Origin of the sequence: Bradyrhizobium sp. CCBAU 051011 (assembly GCF_009930815.1) — a bacterium.
Lineage (GTDB): Bacteria > Pseudomonadota > Alphaproteobacteria > Rhizobiales > Xanthobacteraceae > Bradyrhizobium.
Window position 1 is genome coordinate 7,914,585 of sequence record NZ_CP022222.1, and the last position, 26,768, is coordinate 7,941,352.

The 26,768-nt window shown below is 61.9% G+C and carries 21 protein-coding genes and 2 pseudogenes; 7 read left to right on the top strand and 16 right to left on the bottom strand.

The genetic code is table 11. The features are described from left to right. Positions 1-38: 38 nt before the first annotated feature. Genes trbE through ACH79_RS37490 form a run of 6 tightly spaced genes read right to left on the bottom strand, consistent with a single transcriptional unit; the run spans position 39 to position 6,838 of the window. Positions 39-2,627, bottom strand: coding sequence for a conjugal transfer protein TrbE (gene trbE, locus ACH79_RS37465; RefSeq protein ID WP_161855387.1), 2,589 nt, complete (start codon positions 2,625-2,627; stop codon positions 39-41). Continuing rightward, entirely contained in the window at positions 2,621-2,878 is a 258-nt protein-coding gene (locus tag ACH79_RS37470; protein ID WP_161855388.1) for a VirB3 family type IV secretion system protein, read from the bottom strand. The genes trbE and ACH79_RS37470 overlap by 7 nt, the downstream gene beginning before the upstream one ends. Next, positions 2,878-3,249 (bottom strand): TrbC/VirB2 family protein, encoded by a 372-nt coding sequence (locus ACH79_RS37475; protein WP_246738286.1) that lies wholly within the window; start codon positions 3,247-3,249, stop codon positions 2,878-2,880. The genes ACH79_RS37470 and ACH79_RS37475 overlap by 1 nt, the downstream gene beginning before the upstream one ends. Positions 3,250-3,269: 20 nt before the next feature. Further along, positions 3,270-4,253, bottom strand: a complete 984-nt coding sequence (gene trbB / locus ACH79_RS37480; protein ID WP_161855389.1) for a P-type conjugative transfer ATPase TrbB — start codon at positions 4,251-4,253, stop codon at positions 3,270-3,272. Continuing rightward, entirely contained in the window at positions 4,246-4,800 is a 555-nt protein-coding gene (locus ACH79_RS37485) for a CopG family transcriptional regulator (protein WP_161855390.1), read from the bottom strand. The genes trbB and ACH79_RS37485 overlap by 8 nt, the downstream gene beginning before the upstream one ends. Positions 4,801-4,810: 10 nt before the next feature. Next, the gene (locus ACH79_RS37490) at positions 4,811-6,838 is read right to left on the bottom strand and encodes a conjugal transfer protein TraG (RefSeq protein WP_161855391.1); all 2,028 of its coding nucleotides are present in this window, start codon (positions 6,836-6,838) and stop codon (positions 4,811-4,813) included. Between the two features lie 632 nt (positions 6,839-7,470). Between ACH79_RS37490 and ACH79_RS37495 the strand changes: the two genes are divergently transcribed. From ACH79_RS37495 to ACH79_RS37510, 5 genes and pseudogenes are all read left to right on the top strand, one after another. Then, positions 7,471-8,061: a hypothetical protein gene (locus ACH79_RS37495; protein WP_246738287.1), complete on the top strand. Its 591-nt coding sequence runs from the start codon at positions 7,471-7,473 to the stop codon at positions 8,059-8,061. A 53-nt stretch (positions 8,062-8,114) separates the two neighbouring features. Further along, positions 8,115-8,648: an RES family NAD+ phosphorylase gene (locus ACH79_RS37500; RefSeq protein WP_246738288.1), complete on the top strand. Its 534-nt coding sequence runs from the start codon at positions 8,115-8,117 to the stop codon at positions 8,646-8,648. A 253-nt stretch (positions 8,649-8,901) separates the two neighbouring features. After that, a complete protein-coding gene (locus ACH79_RS37505; RefSeq protein ID WP_161855393.1) occupies positions 8,902-9,396 on the top strand; it encodes a hypothetical protein in 495 nt (164 codons plus the stop codon). Positions 9,397-9,536: 140 nt separating this feature from the next. Further along, complete coding sequence (locus ACH79_RS45280) at positions 9,537-9,674, top strand: hypothetical protein (protein WP_371419320.1); 138 nt, start codon at positions 9,537-9,539, stop codon at positions 9,672-9,674. Positions 9,675-9,703: 29 nt separating this feature from the next. Beyond that, positions 9,704-10,261 (top strand): annotated as a pseudogene (locus ACH79_RS37510) (phospholipase effector Tle1 domain-containing protein); the annotation flags it as partial. 96 nt (positions 10,262-10,357) lie between these two features. On the opposite strand, the gene rlxS reads toward ACH79_RS37510, so the two are convergent. The 6 genes and pseudogenes from rlxS to ACH79_RS37540 all read right to left on the bottom strand — a co-directional run bounded on the left by rlxS (position 10,358) and on the right by ACH79_RS37540 (position 16,907). Continuing rightward, positions 10,358-12,322: a relaxase/mobilization nuclease RlxS gene (gene rlxS / locus ACH79_RS37515; protein WP_161855394.1), complete on the bottom strand. Its 1,965-nt coding sequence runs from the start codon at positions 12,320-12,322 to the stop codon at positions 10,358-10,360. A 637-nt stretch (positions 12,323-12,959) separates the two neighbouring features. After that, positions 12,960-13,194 (bottom strand): annotated as a pseudogene (locus tag ACH79_RS37520) (branched-chain amino acid ABC transporter substrate-binding protein); the annotation flags it as partial. Positions 13,195-13,256: 62 nt separating this feature from the next. After that, the gene (locus ACH79_RS37525; RefSeq protein WP_202639112.1) at positions 13,257-13,793 is read right to left on the bottom strand and encodes a S26 family signal peptidase; all 537 of its coding nucleotides are present in this window, start codon (positions 13,791-13,793) and stop codon (positions 13,257-13,259) included. Beyond that, a complete protein-coding gene (locus ACH79_RS37530) occupies positions 13,783-14,001 on the bottom strand; it encodes a helix-turn-helix domain-containing protein (protein WP_161855395.1) in 219 nt (72 codons plus the stop codon). The genes ACH79_RS37525 and ACH79_RS37530 overlap by 11 nt, the downstream gene beginning before the upstream one ends. A 152-nt stretch (positions 14,002-14,153) precedes the next feature. After that, a complete protein-coding gene (locus tag ACH79_RS37535; protein WP_161855396.1) occupies positions 14,154-14,975 on the bottom strand; it encodes a DUF2285 domain-containing protein in 822 nt (273 codons plus the stop codon). A gap of 1,608 nt (positions 14,976-16,583) precedes the next feature. Then, entirely contained in the window at positions 16,584-16,907 is a 324-nt protein-coding gene (locus tag ACH79_RS37540) for a DUF736 domain-containing protein (protein WP_161855397.1), read from the bottom strand. Between ACH79_RS37540 and ACH79_RS44870 the strand changes: the two genes are divergently transcribed. Both ACH79_RS44870 and ACH79_RS37545 read left to right on the top strand, forming a co-directional pair. Then, positions 16,906-17,031, top strand: a complete 126-nt coding sequence (locus tag ACH79_RS44870; protein ID WP_256380285.1) for a hypothetical protein — start codon at positions 16,906-16,908, stop codon at positions 17,029-17,031. The genes ACH79_RS37540 and ACH79_RS44870 overlap by 2 nt on opposite strands. 426 nt (positions 17,032-17,457) lie before the next feature. Then, positions 17,458-17,631 carry a hypothetical protein gene (locus tag ACH79_RS37545; protein WP_161855398.1) on the top strand — a complete coding sequence of 58 codons (174 nt, stop codon included), beginning with the start codon at positions 17,458-17,460 and terminating at the stop codon, positions 17,629-17,631. Between the two features lie 55 nt (positions 17,632-17,686). On the opposite strand, the gene ACH79_RS37550 is transcribed toward ACH79_RS37545, so the two are convergent. The 4 genes from ACH79_RS37550 to ACH79_RS37565 all read right to left on the bottom strand — a co-directional run bounded on the left by ACH79_RS37550 (position 17,687) and on the right by ACH79_RS37565 (position 26,653). Continuing rightward, positions 17,687-18,655: a DUF2493 domain-containing protein gene (locus ACH79_RS37550; protein ID WP_371419321.1), complete on the bottom strand. Its 969-nt coding sequence runs from the start codon at positions 18,653-18,655 to the stop codon at positions 17,687-17,689. 336 nt (positions 18,656-18,991) lie between these two features. Then, on the bottom strand, positions 18,992-20,035 hold the full coding sequence (locus ACH79_RS37555; RefSeq protein ID WP_161855399.1) for a toprim domain-containing protein: 1,044 nt from the start codon (positions 20,033-20,035) through the stop codon (positions 18,992-18,994). Next, complete coding sequence (locus tag ACH79_RS37560; RefSeq protein WP_161855400.1) at positions 20,035-24,324, bottom strand: strawberry notch-like NTP hydrolase domain-containing protein; 4,290 nt, start codon at positions 24,322-24,324, stop codon at positions 20,035-20,037. The genes ACH79_RS37555 and ACH79_RS37560 overlap by 1 nt, the downstream gene beginning before the upstream one ends. Positions 24,325-24,550: 226 nt before the next feature. Continuing rightward, positions 24,551-26,653: a ParB/RepB/Spo0J family partition protein gene (locus ACH79_RS37565; protein WP_161855401.1), complete on the bottom strand. Its 2,103-nt coding sequence runs from the start codon at positions 26,651-26,653 to the stop codon at positions 24,551-24,553. Positions 26,654-26,768 lie beyond the last annotated feature (115 nt).

A 26,768-nucleotide genomic window follows, 5' to 3' on the forward strand; every position in this document is an offset into this window, starting at 1 on the left:
CCGGACTTGAGGATAAGGATCGCGGGCAACGCGTGTAATCACGCGTCCCTGACTTGTTCGAAGGTGCTGATCAGATTTGCGGCCCACTGTAGATCGCGGGCAGCGAGGTAGCTCTTCGCGAACTGGCCGGGACCGAATTTGGCGAGTAGCGCCTCAATCAGGCGCTGATCCTCGGGCGATGAAGCCGCCGCAAAGGCAAGCGCAACTGGACCGAGCCCAAGCTCGAACAGGCGATTGCCGGCGCGCGATTGCAGGTAGTAGTCCCGCTTCGGAAAGGCTTCCGCGATCAGGCGCACTTGCGTGTCGTTAAGACCGAAACGGCGGTAGGTCTCCGACTGTGAAGGCTCGAGCGCCCGCGGGTTTGGCAGGAATATCCGGGTTGGGCATGACTCAATGATTGCCGGCGCGATCTGGCTGTCGGCAATGTCACTGAGTGACTGGGTTGCGAAGATGACGGCGACGTTTTTCTTACGGAGTGTCTTCAGCCATTCACGTATACGGTCAGCGAACAACGGGTCGTCCAGAAACAACCAGGCCTCATCCAGGACCAGAAGTGTCGGCCGGCCATCAAAACGCGCTTCAAGCGCATGGAACAAATAAGTAAGCACGGGCGTCACCAATCCCGGCAGCGCCATCAGTTCTTCCATCTCGAACGTCAGCACATCGGCGCCGGACAGCCTGTCCGCGTCGGCATCAAGAAAGCGCCCATAAGGCCCTTCCAGCGTATATGGCGTCAGCGCCTGACGCAGTGCGTCGCGTGCCAATAGCGCCACCAGGCCGGTCATGGTGCGCTCAGCAACGGGGGCCGACGCTAGGCTTTTCAAGGCCGACCAGATCGTCTCCTTGACCTCGGGTGTGGTGAGAACCCGTTCATGGGCAAGAACGCCACACAACCAATCAAGCGCCCAGAGCCGCGCTCCCTCGTCGTCGACATCCCGGAGTGGCTGGAACGCAAGCCCACCCTTCACGCCCAGCTCAGACCAGGCGCCGCCGAGCCCAAGCGTCGCCGCGCGGGCCGAGCGACCTTTGTCGAAGATCACAAGCTGGGATCTTTGGTAGCGGCGGAATTGAAGGGCTAGCACCGACAGAAGGACAGATTTGCCGGCACCCGTCGGGCCAACGATCAGACTGTGGCCGACATCGCCGACATGCAGCGTCAGGCGAAATGGCGTTGCACCCTTGGTCTTGGCCAGGAGAAGCGGCGGTCCGTCCAGATGTTCGCAGCGCACCTCGCCTGCCCAAACGGCCGACAAAGGGCACATATGGGCAAGATTGAGGGTATGGACGATCGGCTGACGTAGGTTCGCGTAAGCCTGCCCGGGCAGGCTGCCGAGCCAGGCCTCCACCGCGTTGACGTTCTCCCGGATGGTGGTGAAACCACGGCTATTGATGGCTCGTTCCACCGCGCGAATCTTTTCGTCGGCTGCGTAGGAATCCTCGTCGTGAACCGTAACCGTCGTCGTGATGTAGCCGAATGCTACGAGGTCATCGCCGAGCTCCTGCAGCGCCGCATCCGCGTCCACTGCCTTGTTATCCGCATCGGTGTCGAGCAAGGCCGCCTGCTCGTTGAACATTACTTCCTTGAGAATGGCGCCCAAGGATTTGCGCTTTGCGAACCATTGCCGCCGATAGCGGGACAGTGCTGCTTGGGCTTGCGTCCGGTCGAGCGGCAGAAAGCGTGTGGTCCACCGGTAGGCGACACCAAGCCGGTTCAAGTCGTCGAGCACGCCGGGAAACGTGACGGCGGGAAAGCCCAGAACGGTCACGGTGCGGAGATGGCTGCGGCCGATCGCTGGCGAAAGACCGCCGGTCAGCGGCTCATCGCAAAGGAATGCGTCGAGATAGGCCGGAATTTCAGGAACTTTGACGGGATGCCGCTTTGTCGAGACACAGGAGTGCAGATAGGTCAGCGTGTCCTTGTCGTCGAGCGGGGCAATTTCCGGCAGAATCGACGAGAGCAGATCGATGGCCCTGTGGGTTTCCTGAATGAAGCGCTGGAGATGCTCCTGGTATCCGCCCGACCGCGCGGCGCGTCGCGGCGGTTGACCGTCGCTTGAGCTATCACCTCCCGGAGCATTTTGGTCGGCCACGTGCTGCGAGCGAGCGGCGTGCCCTCGCCGAAATAAGCGAGACAACGGATTCGAGCCAAACGTCTGATTGCCCGGATTTTCCAGAAACAGAGCTTCCAGCCTTGAGACCCGCTCGACCGGCGGCAGATACATCAATGTGAGATGCGCGATGCTCTCAAAATGCTGGCCGGCGCGACGCGAGGGGTCATCCCATGCCGCATCGACTGTTTCCTCAAAGGACGCGCGCCGCTCCTCATCGACCAGCCAGGACACCGCATCGGGAAATTGCGACCGAGGGTAATCCGAGGCCGGGACGCGGGTGGCGTCGAAGAACAGCGCCCAACCTGAGCCAAATCTTTTCAGGACATTGTTGACGCGGGATGCGGCGCTCATCAGTTCCGCTTCGGTGGCGCTGTCGAGATCTGGACCGCGGTAACGTACCGTGCGCTGGAAACTGCCGTCCTTGTTCAGGACAATTCCGGGCGCAATCAGACAGGCCCAGGGCAGCCAGTCAGCCAGCCGATGTGCGTGGGAGCGAAATTCGCGCAGGTTCAGCATGCGAGCCATCCCTTGTGCTTGGTGTGGCGGACAGCGACTTCGACAAAGGCCGGATCGCGCTTGGCAAGCCAGACGGCGATGCCGTGCCCGACGATCCAGAGCACGAGGCCCGCGAGCCAGAGCCTCAAGCCGAGCGCCAGCACCGCCGAAATCGTGCCAAGCAGGATCGCGGCGGCGCGCGGTGCGCCTCCAATCAAAATCGGCTCGGTCAGCGAGCGGTGAAGAACAAGTTCAAAGCCGTCGGGTCGCATCAGATCAGCGCTCCGCCGCCGAACGAAAAGAACGACAGAAAGAACGAGCTGGCCGCAAAGGCGATCGACAGGCCGAACACGACCTGGACCATCTTCCGAAACCCGCCGGACGTATCGCCAAAGGCGAGCGAAATCCCGGTCACCGTGATGATGATGACAGCTACGATCTTTGCGACCGGCCCCTGTACGGATTCCAGAATGCGCTCGAGCGGCGCCTCCCACGGCATGCCAGAACCTGCGGCGCCAGCGGCCGACGCCGTCAGCAACGTGACAATGAAGCCGGCGCCGAAGTCGACGATGACAGGTTGGACGGCATGGCGAAGCCGTCCAAAGCAACCACGCGCGGCTGAGACCTGAAGTCTGAATGTCATGAACTCTCTCCGGATCCTGATCAGAGATGATTGACGAGGTTCGGCAGTCCGGGCGGTATCTCCAGGACGTAGTCGCCTGAAAGATCGAGGCCTTTGACCTCAACGGTTGTCTCGATACGGCGACCGGGGCCTCGGCCCTTGATGAAGACGACGAGGTCGATCGCTTCCGCGACCAGGCGGCGTGGAACGGTCGTTACCGCTTCCTGGACCAGTTGCTCGATTCGATAGAGCGCCGCGCGCGCGGAGTTCGCGTGTACGGTTGCGATCCCACCGGGGTGGCCGGTGTTCCAGGCTTTCAGCATGTCGAGGGCTTCCACTCCCCGGACCTCGCCCACGACGATCCGGTCGGGGCGCAGCCGCAGGGTGGAGCGCACCAGATCGGCGAGCGTTGCGACGCCAGGCTTGGTTCTCAGCGCGACCGCGTCCTTGGCGTCGCATCGAAGTTCGCGGGTGTCCTCGATGATGACAACGCGCTGGTCGAGGCCCGCGACCTCGGCCAGCAGCGCATTGGCAAGCGTGGTCTTGCCCGAGCCGGTCCCGCCAGCGACCAGGATGTTTCGCCCGTCCGCAACCGCCTCGCTGAGGATCCTGGCCATCGCAGGCGAAGCGATCTGCGCCTTGACATAGTCCGACAGATGGAACGTGGTGGTGGCGGGCTTGCGAATGGCAAAACAGGCCGCAAGTGCCACCGGTGGCAACAGCCCCTCGAACCGCTCGCCGGTTTCGGGCAGTTCAGCTGAGACGATCGGAAACGACCCGCTGGCCTCGGCGCGGACGTGACTCGCAACAAGACGGATGATCCGCTCGGCTTCGTGAGGTGTCAGCACTACGCCGGTATCGGCCCGCCCAGAGCCGTGGCGATCGAGCCATAGCCGGCCGTCTGGATTGACCAGAACTTCAACAACATCTGGTTCATCGAGCGCCAAAGCGATTGCCGGCCCCATGGCGGTCCGCAGCATGTTACGGCGACGCTCGCGGGTCTCGGGCGAGAGGAGATCAGACATCGCCGATCCCCCCTCGTCCTTCCGGAGAATGCTCCGGCGGCTCACCCGTTGCCTTAACGGCACGGGAATCGGCTTCGGTTACGGCTGCGGCCTGGCCCAGCGGCGCACCCTCCTCCAGATTCCGCAAAAACAAATCAGGATTGGAGCTGTTGACCCGTTCCATCACGTCGGCCACGAGCCGGCCCCCCGCAGCGACACGTTTGCCGATCTGGGCGACGAACATCTCGAAGCGTTCGCGTCCCAATGCCCGCGCGGCGTCCTGGTCGCCCGACGGCAATGGCGGCGTGATGGTGAGGTAGTAGCGGACAAAGAGCGCAATGGTTTCAGCCGTGATCGAGAGATCGCGCTCGACCTGACCAAACTGCCGGCTCATGCGGTCGAGACGCCGCACCAGGGCTGCATCGCCGTTCTGATCGCGCTCCGGATTAAGAAAACGATCGAGTGCAGCATCGACGATTGCTGACTTGTTGGTTCCTGGTCGGCTCGCCGCCAGCGTGAGGCGTTCGGCAACATGGTCGGAGAGATAGACGGATAGTTTCGGTTTCATGGTTGATCCATCAAAAGGCTGGAAGTAGATCGTCGTCGTCGCGCGTCACCGCATGGGCGCGGCGAACCGTTGCTGACTGGCTGGCGGCCCGCTGCATCTGGCTGCGATCGGAGGCCGCGTCGGAATCGTCTTCAAAGAGGCGTTCCTCTCCTGGAGATGCGTCTCCGACGCCGCGCGCGGGCTCATCGAACGTTGGAAGTTGCGGCTTGAGCCCACCCTCTTCCTCGGAGTCTTGCATCAGATCGCGGAACGGAAGCGCTGCCAGCTTGAGATCGACCTGCCTGAGCTGGTCTTGCCAATCATGGGCTCTCGCGGGTGGGCGATCAGCGTATGGGCCACTATCAAGCCGTGGCGCCGGGAGCAGTCGCCAGGTGAAGTTTGCGTCCTCATAGTGCCGCAGCTTTTTGGCGCGGACAGGTGCGAGGCCGGACACGAGAACGATTGCCTCCTCCTGGGGGAGCTGCATTACCTCGCCCGGTGTCAGTAGCGGGCGCGCCGTCTCCTGCCGATTGACCATAACGTGCCCAAGCCAAGGCGCGAGCCGATGGCCAGCATAGTTGCGTTGCGCACGCAATTCCGTGGCGGTGCCGAGTGCATCTGAGATGCGCTTGGCCGTACGCTCATCATTGGCGGCGAACGCAATCCGCACGTGGCAATTGTCGAGAATGGCGTTGTTCTCACCATAGGCCTTGACGATCTGGTTGAGCGACTGCGCGATAAGGTAGGCACGGATGCCGTAGCCCGCCATGAACGCCAGCGCACTCTCGAAGAAATCCAGCCGTCCCAGCGCTGGAAACTCGTCGAGCATCATCAGGAGCTGTCGCTGCCTCGGCGCCCCGTCATTCGTGTTCAGCGTTTCGGTAAGGCGGCGACCGATCTGATTGAGGATCAGCCTGATCAATGGCTTGGTGCGGCTGATATCCGACGGCGGCACCACGAGATAGAGCGTGACTGGCCTCTCGGCGGCAACGAGGTCGGCGATCCGCCAGTCACAAGCCTCGGTATTGCGGCCAATGGTCGGATCCCGGTAGAGCCCGAGAAAACTCACCGCGGTCGACAGCACGCCGGAGCGTTCATTCTCGGACTTGTTGAGCAGTTCGCGCGCGGTCGCCGCGACTACGGGATGAACTTTCGGTGCGTCCGCCGTGCCAAGATGGTTGGTCGCCATCATGATCCGCAACGTCTTCTCGAACGATTGGGCGGGATCGGCGAGGATTTCGGTGACGCGGGTGAGCGTCTTGCTCTCCTCGGCATAAAGAACGTGAAGGATCACCCCGACGAGCAAGGCGTGGCTGGTCTTTTCCCAATGGGTGCGACGTTCAAGGGCGCCTTCCGGATCGACCAGAATATCGGCGATGTTCTGAACGTCCCGGACTTCGGCAGCACCCTTGCGCACCTCAAGCAACGGATTGTACCGGGCACTGTGTGTGTCGGTCGGGTCGAACAACAAGCAATGCGAGAAACGCGACCGCCAGCCGGCTGTCAGGTTCCAGTTCTCGCCCTTGATGTCATGAACTACGGCCGACGAGGTCCAGGAGAGCAAGGTCGGTAGCACCAGCCCCACGCCCTTGCCCGAGCGCGTCGGCGCAAAGCACATCACATGTTCTGGCCCGTCATGGCGGAGGTAGTCGCCGTCGATGCGGCCGAGGAAAACGCCCTTGGCCTGGAACAGTCCGGCGCCAGCGATTTCCTTGTGTGTCGCCCAACGCGCCGAGCCGTAGGTCGTGACCAGTTGATTTTGCCGGGCGCGCCAGACCGAATTGACGACCGCAAACAGCGCGCCTGCAATTCCTCCACCGGCAGACATAGCGCCGGCGCGCTCGAAGATCTCGGGCGCGTACGCTTCGTAGGCGTACCACCACTCGAACAGCCGCCATGGCAGATAGACCGGATAGCCCGACAGCATGAACCAGGGCGAGCCAAGACCGCCCTGATAGCCGAGCGCGCTGGCCGTCCACTGCGTCGCCCCCCACGTCGAGGCAACAACGAGACCGAAGACAACGGTGATCTGTCCCACGTAGATTTTTGCCGGAAACATTCTCTGCCCCATTCACAGCGCGACGTGAACGGCGTGATGAAAAGGACGAGAACGATGCGCATTCAATCGAAATAAAAATCGTGCCGCGCAACGAAAGCCGCGGTGATCAAATTCGCCGAGAGGAGAACAGCCGGGGTCCGATTTCGGCGTAGATGAGCTAACGCCTCAATAGAATGTGAGCGGTTTGATGATTTTGGATCTCTTGGCGGGGCCGGTACGAAGCAGGACAAATCAGCGCGCGTATCAGTCTCGGGCTCTCCGCGATTCGGCACATGACGAGATCAAGCGGTCGCTTGTCTTGGAGTCTCCACAGGTGCGGATGGTCCTGATCCCTCGCTTCAAGGCGCGAAGTTATACTATTCCCGCGAAACTAGTATAACTCGGCAGGCCTGACGCCTCTCCGCCTCCCCAAGCCTGCGGGATCTGCAAATCTTCATCCAGGACAGTAGTTGACAGGCGGTATTACAATACTAGACAAAGGTTGTCTAGGTTGACAAAGTTGTCTGGTATCCCCACACTGTCGGATGGAGGTCATGATGGCACACAAGGTCCAATCCAGGCCGGCCACCCCTGCGGCCAAAAAGCCAGTCGAGCCAACCGGCACGATGACGATGCTCATGCTGTCAGGCGCTGTGCTGAAGGGCGTTCAGCTTCCTGCCGGAGCTGAGGTCGCAATCGTATCGCAAAAGCCTTCAACGGTAAAAAAAATCCGGGATCGATTTAAGGGCAACTTGCGCACCGTTTGGAAGATCAAAGCAGCTGCAATTTCCGCGACTTCCAGCAAGTGGGACACTGCAATCAATCGGGCAGCGTACGAGCCGGATGCCCGATCGCTCGCAATCCTCGAGGGTGTCCGTATTGCGCAGGAAGATTTGCGCGAAGCCGGCGGCGCCTACGATCTCGATCAGGTCAGAACCCTGATGCATGGCGTATCGCGTCAGGCGATCGACAAGCGCGTGCAGGAAGGCAGCCTGCTCGCGGTCCCTGGCCCGAGCAACCGGCGCAGCTATCCTACCTTGCAATTCAATTCGGATGGGACAGTGGTTGAAGGTCTTAAAGCGGTCAGCGAGGCGCTCCCGACCCGCAATCCCTGGACGATTCTCAACTTCCTTGCGCAACCCGACGATCGATTGTCGGGGCGAAAGCCGATCGATGTCCTCAAGGAAGGCAAGATCAACCTGGTCGTCGAAGCTGCCCAGCGTATCGGCCAGCAGGGAGCGTGAGCGCGCCGCCACCGCCGCCGGATCTGGATTCACGCAAGCCGGAATTGCTCCGGGTGCCGGCCGGCACGATCATCCACCGGTTCTACACGAGCGAATATGAGCCGGTTTTCTTCGATCCCGGTCTGTCCGGCCGGCTGAATGCGCCCGACGGCAGCTACGGCGTGCTCTATTGCGCCAAGGAGCCTTCCGGTGCATTTGCCGAGACGTTTCTGCGTACACCGGGCCGGAGATTGATTGATGCTGACCTTCTCCGTCGCAAGGCTTATGCCCGCTTACAAGTTCGATCAAAGCTCAGCCTGATCAGGCTTGCTGGTCCCGGCCTTGCAATTCTCGGTGCAACAGCCGAGGTCGTTCATGGCGGCCTCCCCTATGCTGTTCCGCAGGTCTGGTCAAAAGCCCTGTTCAACCATCCAATTGCTGCGGATGGTATCGCCTATCATGCGCGACATGACGACGAGGCGCTCTGCTACGCAATATTCGACCGCGCGGGCGCAACCATTACCGAAGTTGGGCGTGAAAATGACCTAGATCAGGACTGGTTCTGGCAGCTTGCGCTAAAATACCGCGTCGGAATGGCGCCCCCCTAACGGATACTTGGCCTCCATTCGGCAACCCTCCCCGGCAAAACCAATTCCGCCAGGAAGCCCCGTTGCCACGGCGCCGATTAGCTCCCCGCCAACACTCCCGGCTGCGCCTTGGGTTCAAATCGCAGTCCCCGAGTTAATCCACAGGACTGGAATCGCGTGCGCTGCAAAATGATATCCAAACAACCTTTAAGTGTGTCATGATACGCCTATTGCATGTTCGGCTCGAGCCGAAGTTTTTTTTCGGGGGCATGTTTTGCAAACGATCATCATTCTATTTGTGCTGACGCTCGCGTTGACGCTGATACTGAAGCTTTTCGTCACACCAAAGTATGGCACTGACGTCGCAAGCCGCTTTCTCGAGCACCTGAAATACATTCCTTCGCAAACAGAGCTCCTGAGTTCGACCACGCTAGGCCGTTGGCTGGCCAACAAGGCAAACAGCGAAGCAATCCGCGGCTATGTTTATCCGGTGCTGTTTCCACTCGACGTTCTCTTCCTGCTCAGTCTCGGCCTCCTGTTAGGCTACGCATCGGGAGCTCTTGGAAGCCGACTGGAATTCCTGTCGAATGTTCCAGCGTGGATCTGGTGGGTGTTTCCGTTTCTCTACATGGCCTCGGACTTGGCCGAAGACACGGCGATCGCGGCCATATTCAAAACCAACATTCCGCTGAAACAGACGGTTCCTACAACGTGTTGCGTGCACTCACCGCGGTCAAGATCGTTGCGATCGCCCAGGCCGGCTTTCTAGCTGCGCTCAACGCACTGCTGTTCTTCTTTCCAGCGCCAAAACCCTTATGACCCACTAAGCGGAGAGTCGCCGCTGCCAGGAATTTGCACTTACTGAACGATTTTTTAGTCGATTGAAGAGGAATTGGCGAGGAGGATCTCATGGGGAAGAGGATTGTTCTGCTTTCCGACGGTACGGGCAATGCGGCCGGCAAGGTTTGGCGTACCAATGTCTGGCGCACTTTTCAATCGCTTGATCTGAAGACATCCGACCAGATCGCGATTTACGACGAGGCGTAGGCACCTCCTCGTTCAAGCCGCGGGCTCTTCTGGGCGGCGTTTTTGGCTGGGGCCTCAAGCGTAACGTGCTGAACCTCTATAAATTCCTCTGCCGGAACTATCGGGACGGCGACAAGATCTACGCCTTCGGCTTCAGCCGCGGTGCCTTCACCATCCGCATTGTGATCGGCCTCGTGTTGAACCAGGGGCTCGTCAAATTCGCCAATGAGGCCGAACTCGACAAGAAGCGTGCCGCCTATCGCGCCTACCGCCACGACAAATATCCGGGCTGGAATCTCCAGTACCCGTTTCGGCTAGCTCAATTCCTGCTCGACAAGCGGTTCTACAAACCCTGCGAGCGCACGGTTGATTCCATCGAATTCGTCGGCGTGTGGGACACGGTTGCCGCATACGGCTTGCCGGTCGACGAAATGACCCGCGGCGTGAACGACTGGCTCTGGCCGCTCGAGCTGCCCAATACGGAATTCAACAAGAAGATCGTCAAGGCGCGACACGCGCTCGCCATCGACGACGAACGCGCCACCTTCCATCCAGTGCTGTGGGATGAGGACCAGACCAACACCGAGCCGAGCGGTGCCGCTCGGGTCACCAGCGGCGAGCAACTGCTGCAGGTCTGGTTCACCGGCGTGCATTCCAATGTCGGAAAGCCCGCGCCAGGGCGAACGCCCGGGCAGCGTTCCCCATTATCGACCCATCCCACGCTTGATCCCGATCGTCCAGGATATCCCCTCGCCGCCCACAGCGCCGGTGACGACCTGGCCCTTGGCACGCTCGAGCACCGGGCGCCATGGCACCAGACTGAAGTCATGCGCACGCTCGATCAGGGCGAAGCGGCCGCTGTTCAGCGTCAGCGTTCGCCGATAAGTTCCAGTCAAGCGATCGCCTGACTTGATCTCGGAGTATCCAAGGCCAGTCTCGCGGGCTATCCGTGCAGCAGTCTCCGCAAGCTCACGACTTTCCAGGGCTTGCAACAGGTTGCGTGCATAGACGACACGACTGCCCTGCTCGCGCGCGAACCCTTGATCAAGCAGCCACTGGCGCCGCGCTTGGAGGGCGACGCCAACCTCTGACCCTAGCCCCGTCGAAGCGAGCGTCTCGGGTACCTTGCCGACCAATTGCCGGTCAAGCCAGGTGGCTCCGACGGCATTGGGCAGCCCCTCAAGTTCCTGCCAGGACAGGACCGTCATCCGCGCCGGCCGCAGCGACCGGTTTGTTTCCTCGAAACGCATCGCGCGATCGAGATGATCGGGCCCGACCTTCCAGCTGCCGTCCGGCAACCGGTCGGCTAGGCCCTGCCGCCGCATCGCCTCAAGTCGGCGAACATGGGTCTGAGCAAATTCAACGGACACCCTCGGGTCGGCGTCGCGATGCCGGTCGATGCTGTAGATGCCACGATGGCGGGATGCGATCTCCGCGATGGTGCGGTCAGCGGGCCGCGGGGCAACATCGCGGGCGCGCAGCTCGACAATCGTGTTGCGGACCAGCGCCTCGTCATCGACATGTCGAACCCCGAGATCGACGTAGTGGGTCCGGCCGTCAATGCCGTCGACGATCGCGTAGCGTCGTTCGCCCAACTCGTCCGAGAACCCTTCCGCGACCAGACGCCCCACGACGCGGACGCCTCGTTGCGGATCGAAGATCGCATGATCGCCAGCGGCGCGATCGAGGCCCGCAGCCTTGAGCTCGCGGTGCATGGTCTTGATGATGTCCCCGCGTTCGCCCATTCGACGCAGGGTCGGTTCGATGTCCCTTGCGACACGCCACCGTCCCGGAGCTGCCTCATCCGCCAGACCCAGGCGTTCCAGCGTCCTGAGCCGCCCGATCCGCAAGGCGTGCTGTCTGGGATCACGTTCCGGTTTGGTGGAGAGGGTAAAGACACCCGCGCTCAAATCCCGCAGGAGAGCGCGATCGAGCCGAGTAAAGTGCTCGGCGCCGACCTCCCGCTCAAGCTTGCGCCACTGATCGAGTTCGCTTTCCGGCCCCAGTTCCCGGGTGATCAGTTCGCTCGCCCGCGTTCGCATGCCGTGTGCGATATAGTCTCGGGCGATCACGAGATCCTGTCCACGGTCGTCCTTGCCACGCACCACAATGTGGCTGTGCGGGTAACCGGTGTTGAAGTGGTCGGCCGCGACCCAGTCGAGCTTCGTGCCGAGGTCCGATTCCATCTGCTGCATCAAGTCGCGCACAAACGGCTTGAGGTCGGCAAGCTCATTGCTGTCTTCCGGAGCGACGATAAACCGGAACTGGTGGCGGTCCTGCGCTCCCCGCTCTGCGAATGCCTTGCCGTCGGCTCGATCGCTGCTGGCGTCATACAACTCGCCAGGATCGCCTTCACGGGTGACGCCGTCTCGTTGGACGTAGCGCAGATGCGCTCTGACGGCGCCGTTGTCGCCCGCCTTGATGCGGACAATGCGCGCCTTGATGACCACGCGTCGCGCACCTGCCCGACGTTGGCTCGCCGACACCGTTCCCTGGGCATGACCGCGGCCGATCCGCGAGCCAGTAAAAGCCGAGCTTTGGTGCTGCCGCCCCGCGCCAGCTTTTGCGACGATCCTGCGCACGCGTTTGACGTAGCCGACGGCCTTCCGGCCGCGGGGGTCACCGATCCGCCCGAGCCGGACCCTGAATTCATCGTCGCCGTCCGACATCGCCGCACTCCGCCCTTCGCGTCGGAGCATGTGCGTGCTCTCCCGCCTTGTCGCAAGACGCAGACGTGTTTCGCCAATCGCGCCAAGGCGCTGTCGCCTCTTTGGCGACAATGCCGTTTCGGCTGGCGACAACTCTTGGATGTGCAGACAATGTACTTAGGCGCGCTTTAGCGCCAGTGCTTTTATCTTGCCCTCCTCGCCCTGCTCAGCCGCTGGTTCCGAGGGCCAACTTCCAGCCAACAGACTCTGGGTACTCGCGGCGATTCGCGACAAAATGCAATACGGGTCATTGTGGTGCATCATCCAATAGCGCCGAACACGTCGGATGGTGGCCGATTCATTGCGAAGAGCCGCCGCGACTTTGGCAGTTGACTTGCGAAGCCCCCCGCTGTTTGCGAGCGAAGCAAGCGCTTGCGATAGCGATCGTTACCCGGAGGGCCGAGACACCCGTAGGGTGGCTCGGTGAGGAGCGAAGCGACGAGTAGAGCGCGGGCCGAAGGCATCGCCAGTATGCCATCAGCACGTCAATATCGCCCTCCTCTGCGAACTCTTGCCTTGTCCAGCAATGATGTGACCACCGCGCGTTGAGCAAAATCGGCAGTCCACAGGCCGCCGATTGAACTCGAAGTATGACGACTTAACCAGGACCCGCATCCCCCAGTATCGGCCCGAACACCTCCCAGCGCTCGCCGTTGAACTTCATCATTTGAAGCTCCTTGCGGACGCGGTAGTCGGTTGGCGAAGTGTTGATGGCGATCCCGTGTAGCGTGAGGTCGCCCGGGACATCCTTGAGCGAGGTCGCCTGTTTCATGACATTTTTCGCGCGTAAGGTCGTCACCGCATCGCTCGAGCACCTGGACCAGAAGCTGCGCGATTTTCCGCTTCTCGAGCGGAGAGTTTTGCGTAAACTACCCCTCGTCGTCGATCACGAAGCCTATTGATCCGGATTCCAGGTCCATATCGGCCGGGCGACGCCCAGAATGTCGCATCTCAATACCGGCCCGAAATACCTGGAATCGAACGAATGAGGGTGCGGCTGCAGCAGGAAGAATTCGCCATCGATCAACCGGATGCAGCCATCCCACGACGGCAGCGGCCGCCCTTCCCGGTCCTTCTCCAGCACTTCGGCGACGACCCTGCCGTTCACAGAGAGAGTGCCTGCACTCTCCCTGGAGCGGCAGACTTCATCGCCCCCGACCGCCGTGACTTGTTTCACCAGCGGCACTTTAGCCGGCAGAATTCCACGCGCGGCCATTAAGGCCTCAAGCAGCGGCGGAGGCCTGATGACCGCGACTTCTTCACGACTGGGCAGGCGGTTCTCCAGGTAATAGAAGCCGAGCGGCGCACTGCCTGAGGCATTGTAGACGATCAGCGGTGCATGAACATATAAGCCAACGAGCATTGCAATATTGGCCGCCGACATCGCCGCCAGCACAGCGATGCGTAAACGCAGATGCCGATCAATCTGCATCGGATGTCGACCTCCGCAGACTGGCCTTCGAATAATCGACGAGATCTTCGATGTGATAGCGGACATAGCGTCCATGCTTGCGGTAGACCGGGCCTCGGCCCTGCACCCGCATTTTCTCGAGCGTGTTCTTGGTGAGCCGCAGCCAGGCTGCGGCCTCCACGGTGTTCAGGAATGGTGGGTCCTGATCTTTCCTTGCCTCTTCTGGCATGTCGATCGTTCCTGTCCGGCATCTCGTCAAAGTGCGAGTGCAAGAGCAAGCGTCGTCCGATTACCGCCTCAGCGGCAGTGGTGAAGAGAGGGAAAAGCGAAATCGCCACCCCTATATGGATCGAGGAGGTCAACGATCAAAGGAGCGACCGGCTAGAGCAATAAATCCCGGTAGCCGCCCTTCATCAACTCGGTCCCCTTGGCGACCAGCCGCCGCGTACGGTCCTTGAGGAACTGGCTCGGTCCTTGCCATTCCTCGGCCACGCGTTTCTCGCCATAGATGGTGATTGCGATCTGCCGGTAGGTCTTGCCGGCCAGGCTTTCATCAAGCGCGATCAGCGCATGATGCAGCCGTTCGTCGACCGCTAATGCCGATCGACCGCCTGGGATCGGCGCCTGCTCGGCAAAGCGGTGGAGACGCTTCAGCAATTCGGTTTGAGCCCCCAAATCGAGCAGGCCGCCGATTTCGAATACCGGCGCAAACGGCAGAGACAACGCCGCGAGGCCACGAATTTCGACGGGCACATGGCTTCCCGGGCCCTTCATCAGGACCAGCGGAACGTTATCGACGCCGATGGCAGCGACCCGGTCGACCCTGAAATCCGACAACGCAAGCAGCGCAGCGCTCTTGTGTTGTTCGGTGCGCTCGGCGGGAAGCTCCGCGCGAAGCCGAATAACCCGCTGCAACGCATCGAGATGCCAGAACGCAGGCGCGCGACGAGCCGGAAACGAGGGATCAGCAAACGCATACAATCCCCACCGCTCGGCACGGGGATAGCGCCGCCGTAACCGCAACAGCCGGGTGCCGTCCTTCAAAGTGACATGCGACAGGCGTCGGGGAACAGAGGCTTGCCAGTCAGCCCGGTAATCCGGATTGCGGCGCAGAAATTCCCAGGCCCAGTCGCTGGGATCGAACGCCGCCGGACCATCGGGGCTGGCGGTGGAACTTGAGGAAGCGGCGGCGGCGTATTTCACGAGAAATGCCCCAACGAATCTCCGACGAGGCGCTATCGTAAAGGCAAAAAATGGCGCGCGACGCCATTTTTGTTTTATTCAGTCCGATTTGTGATCCAAGCGCGCCGCTGTCGCCCTCCTGACCGCCTGATCTCAGCTTTCCAGCTCGGTCCGCAGGGCTTCACGGATCGAGGCGAAAAGGGTTCAGGCCATAGCGGCCTAACGCCGTATTGATCGGCGGCGGCAATCAGCCCGACCACCCGATCGTGCTCAGCAGGAGCGCCGCTAGGCGATAGATTCCCCCGACAGACAGATCCACCCCATCTGGTCGGGAGGCCGCTCGAGATGCGCAATCTTCGGTGACCGAGGAGGCCCGATTTGTCGCCAGCACATCAAGGGCACGAACCGCAATTGCCTGTAACTGCCGGCCTATTATCGGACGGCCCCCAAGCCATGGAGCAACTGTCTCGCGCTTATTTCAAACCGCACGAAATCGAACGCTACGGCGTTCGGCGCCGATGACGAAGCTCCATATCGGCAACAGAGTGGATGACCGCAAGCAACCGCGAAGCCGGCATTCATCTATCGTATCGACGCATCATCAAGCGTCGCGGCCAGCAAATCGCAATGGCCGTTTACCTTCTTCGAAACCTGCAGTATCGAATCTGTAATTGTGGTGTACGCTTCAATCATGCAGGTCGGCGCTCGACTTGCATTGAACCAACCTGAGATCACGGAGGGCAACATGGCCAAGAAAGCGAAGAAGGCAGCCGCAAAGAAGAAGACCGCGAAGAAAAAGACCGCAAAGAAGAAGTAGGTTCTTCCCTACGCACGAGCTGTTCTGAGACACATCAAGGCGCGCGCGGTCCTGTCACCGGGAGACTGAAATTGCCGCGACTTGATGTGGTTCAAAAGCCAGACCACGCGAAGCCGGATCTCGAGGCCCACGCGCTGAAAGTTCCGGCTTTCTTCTTTGATCAGGTCATACGCGGGCTTGAACCAGTCACAACAACGGCCGCGGGCCCAGGAGAGCAACTTTATTCCCGCTCCCTATCCAGCGAGCATTGTCGGCACCAGCTGGGCCAAAAGGATTGCCGTCGAGGCAAGCGTAGAAAGGCTCACAATCAGCAGGCTCAGGCAATTGCGGTCAATTGCCGCCTGCGGATTGGTGAAAAGGCGGAACGAGCTTCGCATTGGCCCTCCGTATCGTTCAGCGCACAGGTGTCCCAATGGGTATAGAACGAGTCGCGCCGCCGCGATCGGCGCAAACTTGACCAGCTGCCCTTGACTCTTGTGCGACTCAGAGACTCGCGGATTCGGCTTCGAATCAAGCCGACGGCGAGCACGTCAACGACGTAAACAATCGTTTAACAAACCCTAGCCTACCGAGATTTTGCACGTGTCGATGCGTGAAACTCGGCACCGAATGCCCTCTCCGCAACGCCGGCGTTGTGCGGCACCGATCTTCCGTTACCAGGCGGCCGCACACGAGACTCCCTTGCCATCTCCAAGGCATGCCATCGACGGCCGGTCGTTACGGCAGTTCACCGAGCGGCGCTGCGTGCGGATCATCGAGATAACGAAAAGCCCCGTCCGGCGGACCGGACGGGGCTCCCCGGGGAAGGCGCCTCAGTCGTTGCTCTTGCGCGCCCGCGACCAGATCAACGTGAAGCCGTCTCCTTCTTCGTCGTTGAAGAGGTTCGCGTAGATCGGCGCGTTGAACGACGGGTCGTCGAGCTTGAGCGAGAGGTAGTCGCGCCCCTCCTCGGAGCGCTTGGACCAGCCGGCTCCGATTTCCGCCCGCCCCACATAGATGCGGTGGCTCGGAGCGTTCTGGTTGGACGAACGGTTGTCTTCAGCGACGATGCGAACGCCCTTCGCCTTCAGGCTGAGGGTGGCAATTTCGCCCTGGAAATCATTGTCGACCTTCTTGAATGAACCGATGGTAGCCATGTCACTTCTCCTGTTGTGGTTCGAGCCCGCGACCACCGCGGCCTCGATGGCGATCTACAGGCCGAAGACGATCGACGACGCACCCGCCAGCGGGCCGAAGCACAGCGGAGGACACCGGGGTTGAGACTTTCTTGTCTCGCGAGGAATGGGCTGCAGCCCAGGGGAAGAACGTCGCAGCGGCGGTGTTGCGGCTCAGGCGATCGAGACGCAGTCGATCTTCGGCCAGATCAAGCCATCAAGAAGGTCCGGTGCGCTCGCGCGCTGAACCGTACCTAACGGAGAAGACGTGGTGGATGGCGTCGTGGCAGAAAAGAAGGTTAGCAGGGTCCGCAAGGGAAGCAACGATGTGCGGCATCGGCGGCGTCGCTGAAACAGAACCAGCCGTTTCAACCAGAGGGTTTTCCGGCTACCGGCTCTTGAGGGGGTCGGCCCGCAAACACGTGCGGACTGGGCGAGTAATTCGAGGAGCGCAGGCCCCCCTTGCGCAAGCTCGACGAGCCTTCGTTCAATGCGCCACCGCGGACGTACCTGTTCGGCGACGAAGACGGGGATGGATTATCCGTTCTGCGCGGATGCCATGACAACGAATTGGGGGCATATCCCGACGGCGATGGTGATAGCCCCGTTGCACAGATATAACGGCCCCGTCTTTCGTCACCACCACGGCGCCAATTTCTTAGAAGTGACGCATCGCGATATGCCGTATACGGTCGATCGAAATTGATCGAGCTCGGCGAGAAGTTTCGCTGCGAGTTGCACGTCGATGAGCAAAGCGGCGCTCAAGCGCCGCCAAACTCCCAGACGGGTATGCCGAGCTTTCTCGCCTTGTCGCGCAAATTGTGCTGGATGCCGTTGCCGGGGAACGCCATCACGCCGATCGGCAGTTCGTCAAGAATGGCGTCATTGCGCTTGAAGGGCGCTGCCTTGCCATGCCTGGTCCAGTCCGGCTTGAATGCGATCTGCGGGACCTTGCGGTTGCCTGCCCATTTGGCGGCGATCAGCTCGGCTCCCTTGGGCGAACCTCCGAGCAGCAGCACCATGTCCGGATGCCTCGCGTGAACCTTGTCGAGACGGTCCCAGATCAGGGAGACGTCGTTGAAATCCAGTCCGCCTGTCAGGGCGATTTTGGGCCCTGGCGGCATCATCGTTTCGGTTTCTCGGCGGCGCCTGGCGGCGAGAAAATCGCGGCTGTCGATGACTGCGGACGTAAGCGTGCGATAATTGACCAGTGACCCGGAACGGGGACGCCAGGGCGAACCGGTGTGCATTTCAAAGTGCTCGGTAGCGAGATCGCGGAACAGCTCCATGGCATTCCGGCGTTCGATCAGGGTGATGCCTTCGGCCGTGAGACGCTCCAGTTCGACCGATCTTACTTCCGAGCCATTCTGCTCGCGCTGGCTCTTCTGCTGCGACTGTTCGTTGTCATCGAGCTCCCGCTCGATGCGGCCGGTCGCGCGGTGGAACAGATTGACGGTCGACCAGAGCAGATCCTCCAGGTCGGGCTCGAGCCTTGTATCCCTCAGCGTTGCGACGAAGGCATCGAAAATATCGGCGACGGCAGCGGTGATGGCCTTGCCTTCGGGGAGCGGCCTCGGGTCGGGTTCATCCTGGAAGGGACGGTGGCCATAGAGCTGAAGCTCGTTGAGGACATGGTCGGTCGGAGATAAGTCGTGCGGCCGTTCGCAGTCGGTATCGTCGTGGTCGGTCGTCATGGTGAGTGGTCCTTTCGCCGGATCGGCCGCGCCCATCGCGGCCTTCGTGGCGATCACCTGACGGCGGGCGGACCGGACCAGAACCCGGAGCGTCTCGTCCCGCCGAAGCCCGAAAAGGGCGTGGCGGAAGCGCAGGGCCGGAGCGGAGCGGAGGATGGCGCAGGTTGCGGCTATTTTGTTTCGCGATGCAAAGGCCCGCAGGGCCGGCGGAAAATAGCCGTGACCGTAGCCATTGCCGGGGCGGACCGCCTGCCGTCCGATCGCCCTCTAGAAGGCCATGGGCGCAACTCTGTCCGGCCAAGGCTGACCGCACCAGGACAGACGATGGTGATACCAGATTCAAGCCGCCTGCCCTATCCCGCGCCTGTGGTCTCAAGGAAGGAAGCGTGCAACGTCATGTGGCGTGAGCTGTGTACATACCGCTGCCCGAAGTTCCTTAAGGCCCAACGCGCGCAAGTCTTCATTGAAGTCGCCAAGACTGGGCGACAGGACAATGCCGTCAATGCCGGCTTCGTCGGCGCGCAACGTCAAGGCCGCCGCCGCGCCCATGCCGGCTGCATCCGCATCGCAGGCAATGTAGAGGCGTCGCAGCGTCGGCGGGAACAGCAGCGCCGCGAGGTGGCTGGCCGAGAGTGCCGCCGCCATCGGCATGGTCCGCAGCACGCAACGAAGCGAGAGCATGGTCTCCAGGCCCTCTCCCGCAACGAGTACGTCATTCGCCACGCCAAAGCGAACGGCATTGCCAAGCAAATCACCCATTGCCCGTCGGGGCGTATCGATCGGCGCCTTGCCAAGGCGGTTCGGACCAAAGCCCTCGGGATCGAGCCAGGTGCGGTGCACCCCGGTGATCATGCCGTCGATATCGGTGACGCAGGCGATCATCGCCGGCCAGATCTCCGGAGGTAGTTCGTCGTCAGAGCTGTGGTAAAAGCAACGCGGCTGATGACGCAGACTGTCGCCATGGTGCACGTCCTCAATTCCACGACGCTGCAGATAGTGCTCCGTGAGAGTTCCCTCGATCGGCCGCGATACCGCAAAAAGCCGCCGTGCCGCTTCCCGCGACCCACGCGGCACCGCTGGACGAACGGGACTTGAGGCATGCTCTGAGGTCAAGCGAGGCAAATTCAGAAACCGCCTCGCTTCGTTGGCAACGTCGCGGAAATCGCGCAGCGCCAGGCGTTCCCGGATGATATCGAGCAAGTCACCGTGTTCGCCGGTCGCGGCATCGGTCCATTTGCCCGCCGGTCCCTTCGGCGACTCGTACAGCCGTACAAACAAGGAGCGGCCCGGCGTATTCCGGACATCGCCGACCAGCCAGTAGCGCCCCTGGCGCCTGCCATTGGAAAGATACTGACGACACACCGCCTCGGCCTCGCGCGCGAGACGGCGTGCCAGTTCGGAAGCCTCGCGCGGCATCACACGGCCTCCCGTTCGCCAATACGCTCGACCGGATACCGTTCGAGCACCCGGGCGAGGACGCAGACGCCACCGGCGTCGGTCGGCACGAACATACGCAGCTTCCAGGAGATGATCTCCGTGAACAGTCCATAGGCCCGCAAACGGTCCCGCATGGTCTCGGTGAAGCCAGATAGCTCGATACGGTGGGCGCCCATAATGCGGACCCGCCGGAGTTTCAGTCCTTCGGCAAGATCGAGAACCGTGCGGCCTTCGAGCAGCGCGGCAAATGCGTCCTCAGGCCCCATTGTCGGTCTTTCCCCGAGAAGCGTGCCGGCGCCCCAGGCCGATGAAACCTTTCGTCCAATAATCCGCTCGCCGGCATCGGTCTGAAGACGGTAGACACGCGTCGACTCGTTCGGCAGCCGCTTCCAGATCGGGAGAAGAAGTCCGGCAACGACGTGGATCGTGCTTTCCGTGAATTCCGGAACTTCGGCAAGCTCGGCCTGCCAGGCTGCGCTGAATCGATCGCGATCCGTCTCCAGCCAATGACCTTCCGCCATGGCCCGCAATGAAACATGATGGCTTTCCATCGGCCGCATCAACCGCACGCGTTGCTCGATCTCGCCATCATCGAGCATCAGGCTCGGCGCCGGCACCTGCACGGCGGCGCGGCCGGACCGTTCGTTGACCAGCAGGACGGTGCGGCGGTCTGAAAGACGGTCGAGGGCGTCCTTCAGGGTCAGCGGCCGGTTGCGCTCGCGCTGGGCAATCGTAAGCAGCCGGGTCTCCGCGCCGGTGGCGGGATGGCGGTAGATCGCACGGCGGCCCGTGACAACGAAGCTTTCTGCCCGCAGCGTTTCCAGCCCCGCGTCATAGATGCCTGAGGCGATGGCGCCTTCGACCCGCGCGGTCAGCAATTGCTCAAATGCCGTGAACAGAACGTTCTGCAGGCCGATGGTCAGTGCCAGCAGACGGTTGAGGAAAGTGGTGATCGGCGGCAGGTCATCCTTGATGCCGTTCGCGTCGACGAGCTTCAGCCCGGTAGCACCCTCGAAGGCCTCAAGGGAGCAACCCTCGACCTTGCCGCGGACCAGAAGCATGTAGAGCTGACGGAGCGCATCGCGGCCGTAACTGCTCTCAAGATTATCTTCGGGCCGAAACAGCCCCTGCCCGCCGGTCTGGCGCTGGCCGCGGGTTATGGCGCCGAGCGTATCGAGCCGGCGCGCGATGGTGGAGAGAAAGCGCTTTTCAGCTTTCACGTTGGTTGCAATGGGTCGAAACAACGGCGGCTGGGCCTGGTTGGTCCTGTTGGTGCGGCCGAGACCCTGGATCGCGGCATCGGCCTTCCAGCCGGGTTCAAGCAGATAGTGCACGCGCAGACGCCGGTTCCGGGCCGACAGTTCGGCGTGGTAGCTGCGCCCCGTACCACCGGCGTCCGAGAACACCAGAATGCGCTTGACGTCATCCATGAACGCTGCGGTCTCGACGAGGTTCGCCGAGCCGGCGCGGCTCTCGACCATAAGACGGTCACCCTTGCGAATGATCCTTCGCGAGCGTCCGGTGACTTCAGCGACGATATCGCTCCCGAAACGCTGAACGATCTGGTCGAGCGCGCCGGGTACCGGCGGAAGCGAAGCCAGTTTCTCGATCAGACGGTCGCGTCGCGCGACGGCATCCCTGCTCTCGACGGGTTGGCCGTCGCGACAGACCGGGCGGGACGAAAGATTGCCTTCGGAATCGGTAAAGGGCTCGTAGAGCTGGACCGGGAAGGAATGAGCCAGATAGTCGAGCACATATTCCCGAGGCGTGATGTCGACCTGGACGTCGTGCCACTCCTCGGTCGGTATCTCCGCGAGCCGGCGCTCCATCAGCGCTTCGCCAGTCGAGACGATCTGGATGACGGCGGCGTGACCCTGATGGAGATCCCGTTCGATCGAGCAGATCAGCGACGGCGTCTTCATCGAGGTGAGCAGATGCCCGAAGAAGCGCTGCTTGGCGGACTCGAACGCCGACCGGGCCGCGGACTTCGCCTGTGCGTTCAGTGTCCCGGTCTCGCCTGTGATGTTTGCCGCGCGCATCGCGGCGTTGAGATTGTTGTGAATGACGCTGAACGCGCCGGCATAGGCGTCGTAAATCCGGATCTGCTCGGCCGTGAGCTCGTGCTCGACCAGCTCGTACTCGACGCCATCATAGGAAAGCGAGCGCGCCGCATACAGGCCGAGCGCCTTGAGGTCGCGTGCCAGAACCTCCATCGCCGCGACGCCGCCCTGCTCGATCGCCTCGACGAACTCGGCCCGCGTCGCGAACGGGAAGTCTTCGCTTCCCCACAGGCCGAGCCGCTGGGCATAGGCGAGGTTGTGGACGGTGGTGGCGCCGGTGGCAGACACGTAGACCACGCGCGCGTTGGGCAAGGCGTGCTGGAACCGCAGCCCCGCGCGCCCCTGCTGCGAGGCGGCCTGGTCGCCGCGCTCACCCTTTCCGCCCGCGGCGTTCTGCATCGCGTGGCTCTCGTCGAAAATTATCACCCCATCGAAGTCGGGACTCAGCCACTCGACGATCTGCCGGACGCGCGAAAGCTTCTCACCGCGCTCGTCGGTCCGCAGCGTAGCGTAGGTCGTAAACAGGATGCCTTCCGACAGTGCGATCGGCGTGCCCTGGCGGAAGCGCGAAAGCGGCGTAACCAGAAGCCGCTCCATGCCGAGTGCGGACCAGTCCCGCTGCGCATCCTCGATCAGCTTGCTCTTGGAAATCCAGACCGTGCGCCGGCGTCCCTTAAGCCAGTTGTCGAGCAGAATGCCGGCAGCCTGACGGCCCTTGCCGGCGCCGGTGCCATCGCCCAGGAACCACCCGCGGCGAAAGCGGACGGCCTTTGAAGCGTCGTCTCGTGCCGCGGCCACGACGTCAAAAGTTGGATCCACAGTCCAGTAACCTGCGAGGCAGGCCGAGTGCGCTTCACCGGCGTAAATGACACTTTCGAGCTGGGCGTCCGACAACAGGCCCCCTGCGATGACGTTCGCCGGGAGATGCGGCCGATATACCGGCTTTGGTGCGACCGAGGCCATTGCCGCGGACTGGACAAGTTTGGTGGGATGGGACTGCGATCCGGAGATACGGATCGATTGCAGGACATATTCTTCGTAAAGCGCATCCGTGAGCCGGACGTCCCCCGGCGCCGTCCAGTCCACCGCATCGTAAGCAAGCTCTACCGGTTCAGAACGAGCGACCGGTGGAGCCGGAAGGCCCTTGCTGGAAAAGCCGCTGACCAGTCGTGGACGCGATGGAGATGTGCCGACCGGTGAAGCAACAGGTTCGGCGAGAGGAAGGCGTGGTGGGACATGATCGAGCACCCATGCCAACAGCGTGGCAACGTCCGGCGCCGTACCGCGAGATGGCGGAAACACGGTCCTGGCTTCGGCCGGCTGCTTATCAATGACGGTGAGCCGCGTATCGATCGTCGTGCCATGCCTGGCGAAGACGGTCCCGGCGATAGCCGCCGAGAAGACGACGCGGCCACGCTCCTGCAAGCGGCTGAAGGCAGATGTCCAGGAGGGATTGTCGGGCGCGACATTGGCGCCGGTTATCGCCACCAGGCGGCCGCCATCACGAAGCCGGGCCAGGGCCGATTCAATATGGCGGAGCGCCGCGTCCGCCATCCGCCGATCGACATTTGCCAGCGCCGAAAACGGCGGATTCGTCAGAACGACGCTCGGTGCGACGCCTCGATCGAGATAATCGTCGATCTGTGCCGCGTCAAAGCGCGTGACGGCAACGCTCGGAAACAGGACATCCAGCAGCCCCGCCCGGCCTTCGGCGAACTCATTCAAAACCAGCGAGCCGCCCGATATCTCGGCCAGTATGGCCAGCAGCCCGGTGCCGGCACAGGGCTCCAGCACGACGTCAGTATGCGTGACACCGGCGGCCCTGCAAGCGACGAAGCCAAGCGGTATCGGTGTCGAGAACTGCTGAAGCTCGACGCTTTCTTCCGAGCGGCGCGTGTGGGTGGGAAGAAGACTGGCTACCTTGGCCAACATCCGCAGCAAGGAGGCCGACGACTGCGCGCTCGCAAGCATCGAGTGGCCGTGCTTGCGCAGGAACAGAACCGTCGCGGCCTCACAGGCCTCATAGGCAGCTTTCCAATGCCAGGCGCCGGCGGCATCCGAGGCGCCGGCGGCCCGTTCCATGGCAGAGCGCAGGATACCCGTGGCATCTATCCGTCTTCCACGTTCGAGATCGGACAGGAGAAGCTGCGCCGCATGGGCGATGGTGGACGCAGCCGTGGCGGTAGCGGAGCATGAGAGGGTCATCATGGGAGGGAGGCCTCGAAGAGAGCGGGAACGGTTGAGCCGCCGGCGCTCTCTCGACCCGACCGGCTCAAACCGTTCCGGCCGCCCTCTGACTCTCATCAACCGCTGGGCCTACAGGCGATGCACGGCCGCGGCGGCCCAAAAAAGCAGAAGCCCGGCACGATGCCGGGCTTCTGTAGACGAGTGAAAACATGGACGCGGATGTGCCTCGCCGTCCCGCGCCGCCGGCTTATTCGGCGGCCACACTGTGTCGCTGAACCTTTTCAGGGCCATCGTGCTCATCTTCTGCGAGGAATTCGGGTAATGGACTCGCTTCCCCGTCTTGCCCCAACGAAGGCGCAGCGCCGGCAAGCCGCAGCGGTGCGGGCAGCCATCCCGTGCCATCGAGGAGACGCTCGGCTTCCCGCGCCATATCGGACTTTTTCAAGTGGTCGATCAGCTGCGCTGACGCCTCACCCTTTGCTTCCCTGACCGCATCCAGAATATGCGACTTGGTAATGCGACCGAGATAGTTGTCGATCGTCGGCCTCCAACCGGCCTGCACCATGTCAAGCCCGACCGCGCGGGCCAGCACGTCAGCCTGGTCGAGCCGGGAAGCGACACCATGAGCCGACACGCGACCCTGATTGTAGCGGTTCGCGGGCTCATGGAGGGCGTTGATGGCAAATGATGCGCAATGGGCAAACAACGACGATTGCGCATGGCCGTCCAATGCGGCGAGCGTATTCCAAAGGTCCTTCTCGTCGTTCGGGAGCCGCGCCTTCCAGGTTTCGTGTCTGGCATCGATAGCGCCGGCCGAGGCACTGTCCTTCAATCCTGGAGCCTGGGCGGGAAACGCCGGGGTACGAATTGAAATCTCAAGGCAACTGCCGGAAGACGCGAACCGATAGAACGTTGCAAGCGCGAAATTGTGCAGCACCGCCAGGAACGCGATTGACGGATGTTGCGCCAGCGCATCCCGTAATGCGAGCGTCCGGTGGGCCGTCAGTTCGGTAATCAACCGGTCCGGCAGCGGTTTTTCCCTTTCGTCCTCCTCTTCGGCCGGTTCGGATGCCATGCCTGCGACGGTAATGGCCGTGCGGTGCGCCGGCTCAGAACCCTTGTTCTCGTCGAAGGGGTGGCCTCCGTCGGCGACGTCGGACTCGACCACCAGCGTTTCATCTTCCGGGCGGACATAGCCGCGATCCGGGACTAGCCGGCCCTCGGAATCGATGCTGATAATGACGCCGGCACGGGCGATATCGGCCGAATCAAAGATCATCGGTTGGTCTTCAAGGCTGAGCAATAACGTCTCGATCTCGCCAAGCCGTTGGTCGACTTCGTCCGGCAGTTCGTTGGCATCCTGATACTCGGTCTCAAGCCTGTCTTGTTCGGCCTTGAGCGCATCGACCGCCGTCTGCTGATCGACGGTAAGCGCCGCCGGCGTTCCTTCAAGTTTCAGCAGGCCGCTGGCATGGCCAAATGGAAAATCGACCGCAACCGAAATCCACTTCCAGCCCTCAACGGCGATCGCATCCGCGGCAGCCTTCAGTTTTTCCGCAACCAGACGATCGAGCAGAGCAACGTCCTGCAACCAGCCGCCACCATCATCCTCGAACAAATCCCGCAGAACCGGACCTCCCGCCTGTTCATAGGCGGCGAGCCCGACAAACCGCGCGCGGCGATCGGATGCGCGGATCGCGTTCTCGGTCAGCATTCGGCGGATCTGGTACGGCTCGTCATATCCAGAACGGCTGACATTATCCCAGACCTGCTCCTGGCGCGCCTGATCGCCGTTGACCGAGAACGCCATCAGTTGCTCGAGCGTCATGCCATCCTCGGCGTAGACCTCCTGCAGTTTCGTCGAGACCGATGCCAGCCGCAGGCGCTGCTTGACGATGGCCGACGTCACAAAATGCCGCGAAGCGATCTCCTCCTCGCTCATGCCGAGATCGCGCAGTGTCAGGAATGCCCGAAATTGATCCAGCGGATGCAGGCCGATCCTCTCGTCGTTCTCCGCGATCGAATCGTCCTCGGCTATGCCACCTTCGCGAACGACGCAGGGGACCGCCTGTGTTTTCGACATCCGCTTCTGCTTCACCAGAAGCTCAAGAGCACGATAACGCCTTCCGCCCGCCGGAACTTCGAACATTCCGGTCTCGGTACCCTCGGCGTCGACGACGGCCCGGACGTTCAGGCTCTGCAGCAGGGTTCGCTGGGCGATGCTTTCAGCAAGCTGCTCGATCGAGACGCCCGCCTTCACCCGCCGCACATTGGACTGGCTCAGCACCAGCTTGTTGAAAGGAATATCTCGCGAAGGCGATAACGTGATCTTCTGGACGGTCTTTGTCATCTGAACTCTCCACGACGGGCGGCCGAGAGCCTCTCTCGACCTCAAACCCGTCGCGGCGCCCCGTACAGCCTCTCACTCTATCTCCACACCATCCACGGATGCCCGATGTGAGCTT

Excerpts from the sequence above, each read along its gene's own strand:
- rlxS (WP_161855394.1), bottom strand. The coding sequence starts at position 12,322 with ATGTCGGACGGCGACGATGAATTCAGGGTCCGGCTCGGGCGGATCGGT.
- ACH79_RS37565 (WP_161855401.1), bottom strand. The coding sequence starts at position 26,653 with ATGACAAAGACCGTCCAGAAGATCACGTTATCGCCTTCGCGAGATATT.
- trbB (WP_161855389.1), bottom strand. The coding sequence starts at position 4,253 with ATGTCTGATCTCCTCTCGCCCGAGACCCGCGAGCGTCGCCGTAACATG.
- ACH79_RS45280 (WP_371419320.1), top strand. The coding sequence starts at position 9,537 with ATGGGGAAGAGGATTGTTCTGCTTTCCGACGGTACGGGCAATGCGGCC.
- ACH79_RS37490 (WP_161855391.1), bottom strand. The coding sequence starts at position 6,838 with ATGTTTCCGGCAAAAATCTACGTGGGACAGATCACCGTTGTCTTCGGT.
- trbE (WP_161855387.1), bottom strand. The coding sequence starts at position 2,627 with ATGCTGAACCTGCGCGAATTTCGCTCCCACGCACATCGGCTGGCTGAC.
- ACH79_RS37545 (WP_161855398.1), top strand. The coding sequence starts at position 17,458 with ATGGATTATCCGTTCTGCGCGGATGCCATGACAACGAATTGGGGGCAT.
- ACH79_RS37485 (WP_161855390.1), bottom strand. The coding sequence starts at position 4,800 with ATGAAACCGAAACTATCCGTCTATCTCTCCGACCATGTTGCCGAACGC.
- ACH79_RS37475 (WP_246738286.1), bottom strand. The coding sequence starts at position 3,249 with ATGACATTCAGACTTCAGGTCTCAGCCGCGCGTGGTTGCTTTGGACGG.
- ACH79_RS37470 (WP_161855388.1), bottom strand. The coding sequence starts at position 2,878 with ATGCGACCCGACGGCTTTGAACTTGTTCTTCACCGCTCGCTGACCGAG.
- ACH79_RS37560 (WP_161855400.1), bottom strand. The coding sequence starts at position 24,324 with ATGATGACCCTCTCATGCTCCGCTACCGCCACGGCTGCGTCCACCATC.
- ACH79_RS37530 (WP_161855395.1), bottom strand. The coding sequence starts at position 14,001 with ATGCCAGAAGAGGCAAGGAAAGATCAGGACCCACCATTCCTGAACACC.
- ACH79_RS37525 (WP_202639112.1), bottom strand. The coding sequence starts at position 13,793 with ATGCAGATTGATCGGCATCTGCGTTTACGCATCGCTGTGCTGGCGGCG.
- ACH79_RS37540 (WP_161855397.1), bottom strand. The coding sequence starts at position 16,907 with ATGGCTACCATCGGTTCATTCAAGAAGGTCGACAATGATTTCCAGGGC.
- ACH79_RS37550 (WP_371419321.1), bottom strand. The coding sequence starts at position 18,655 with ATGGGCGCGGCCGATCCGGCGAAAGGACCACTCACCATGACGACCGAC.
- ACH79_RS37555 (WP_161855399.1), bottom strand. The coding sequence starts at position 20,035 with ATGCCGCGCGAGGCTTCCGAACTGGCACGCCGTCTCGCGCGCGAGGCC.
- ACH79_RS44870 (WP_256380285.1), top strand. The coding sequence starts at position 16,906 with ATGTCACTTCTCCTGTTGTGGTTCGAGCCCGCGACCACCGCGGCCTCG.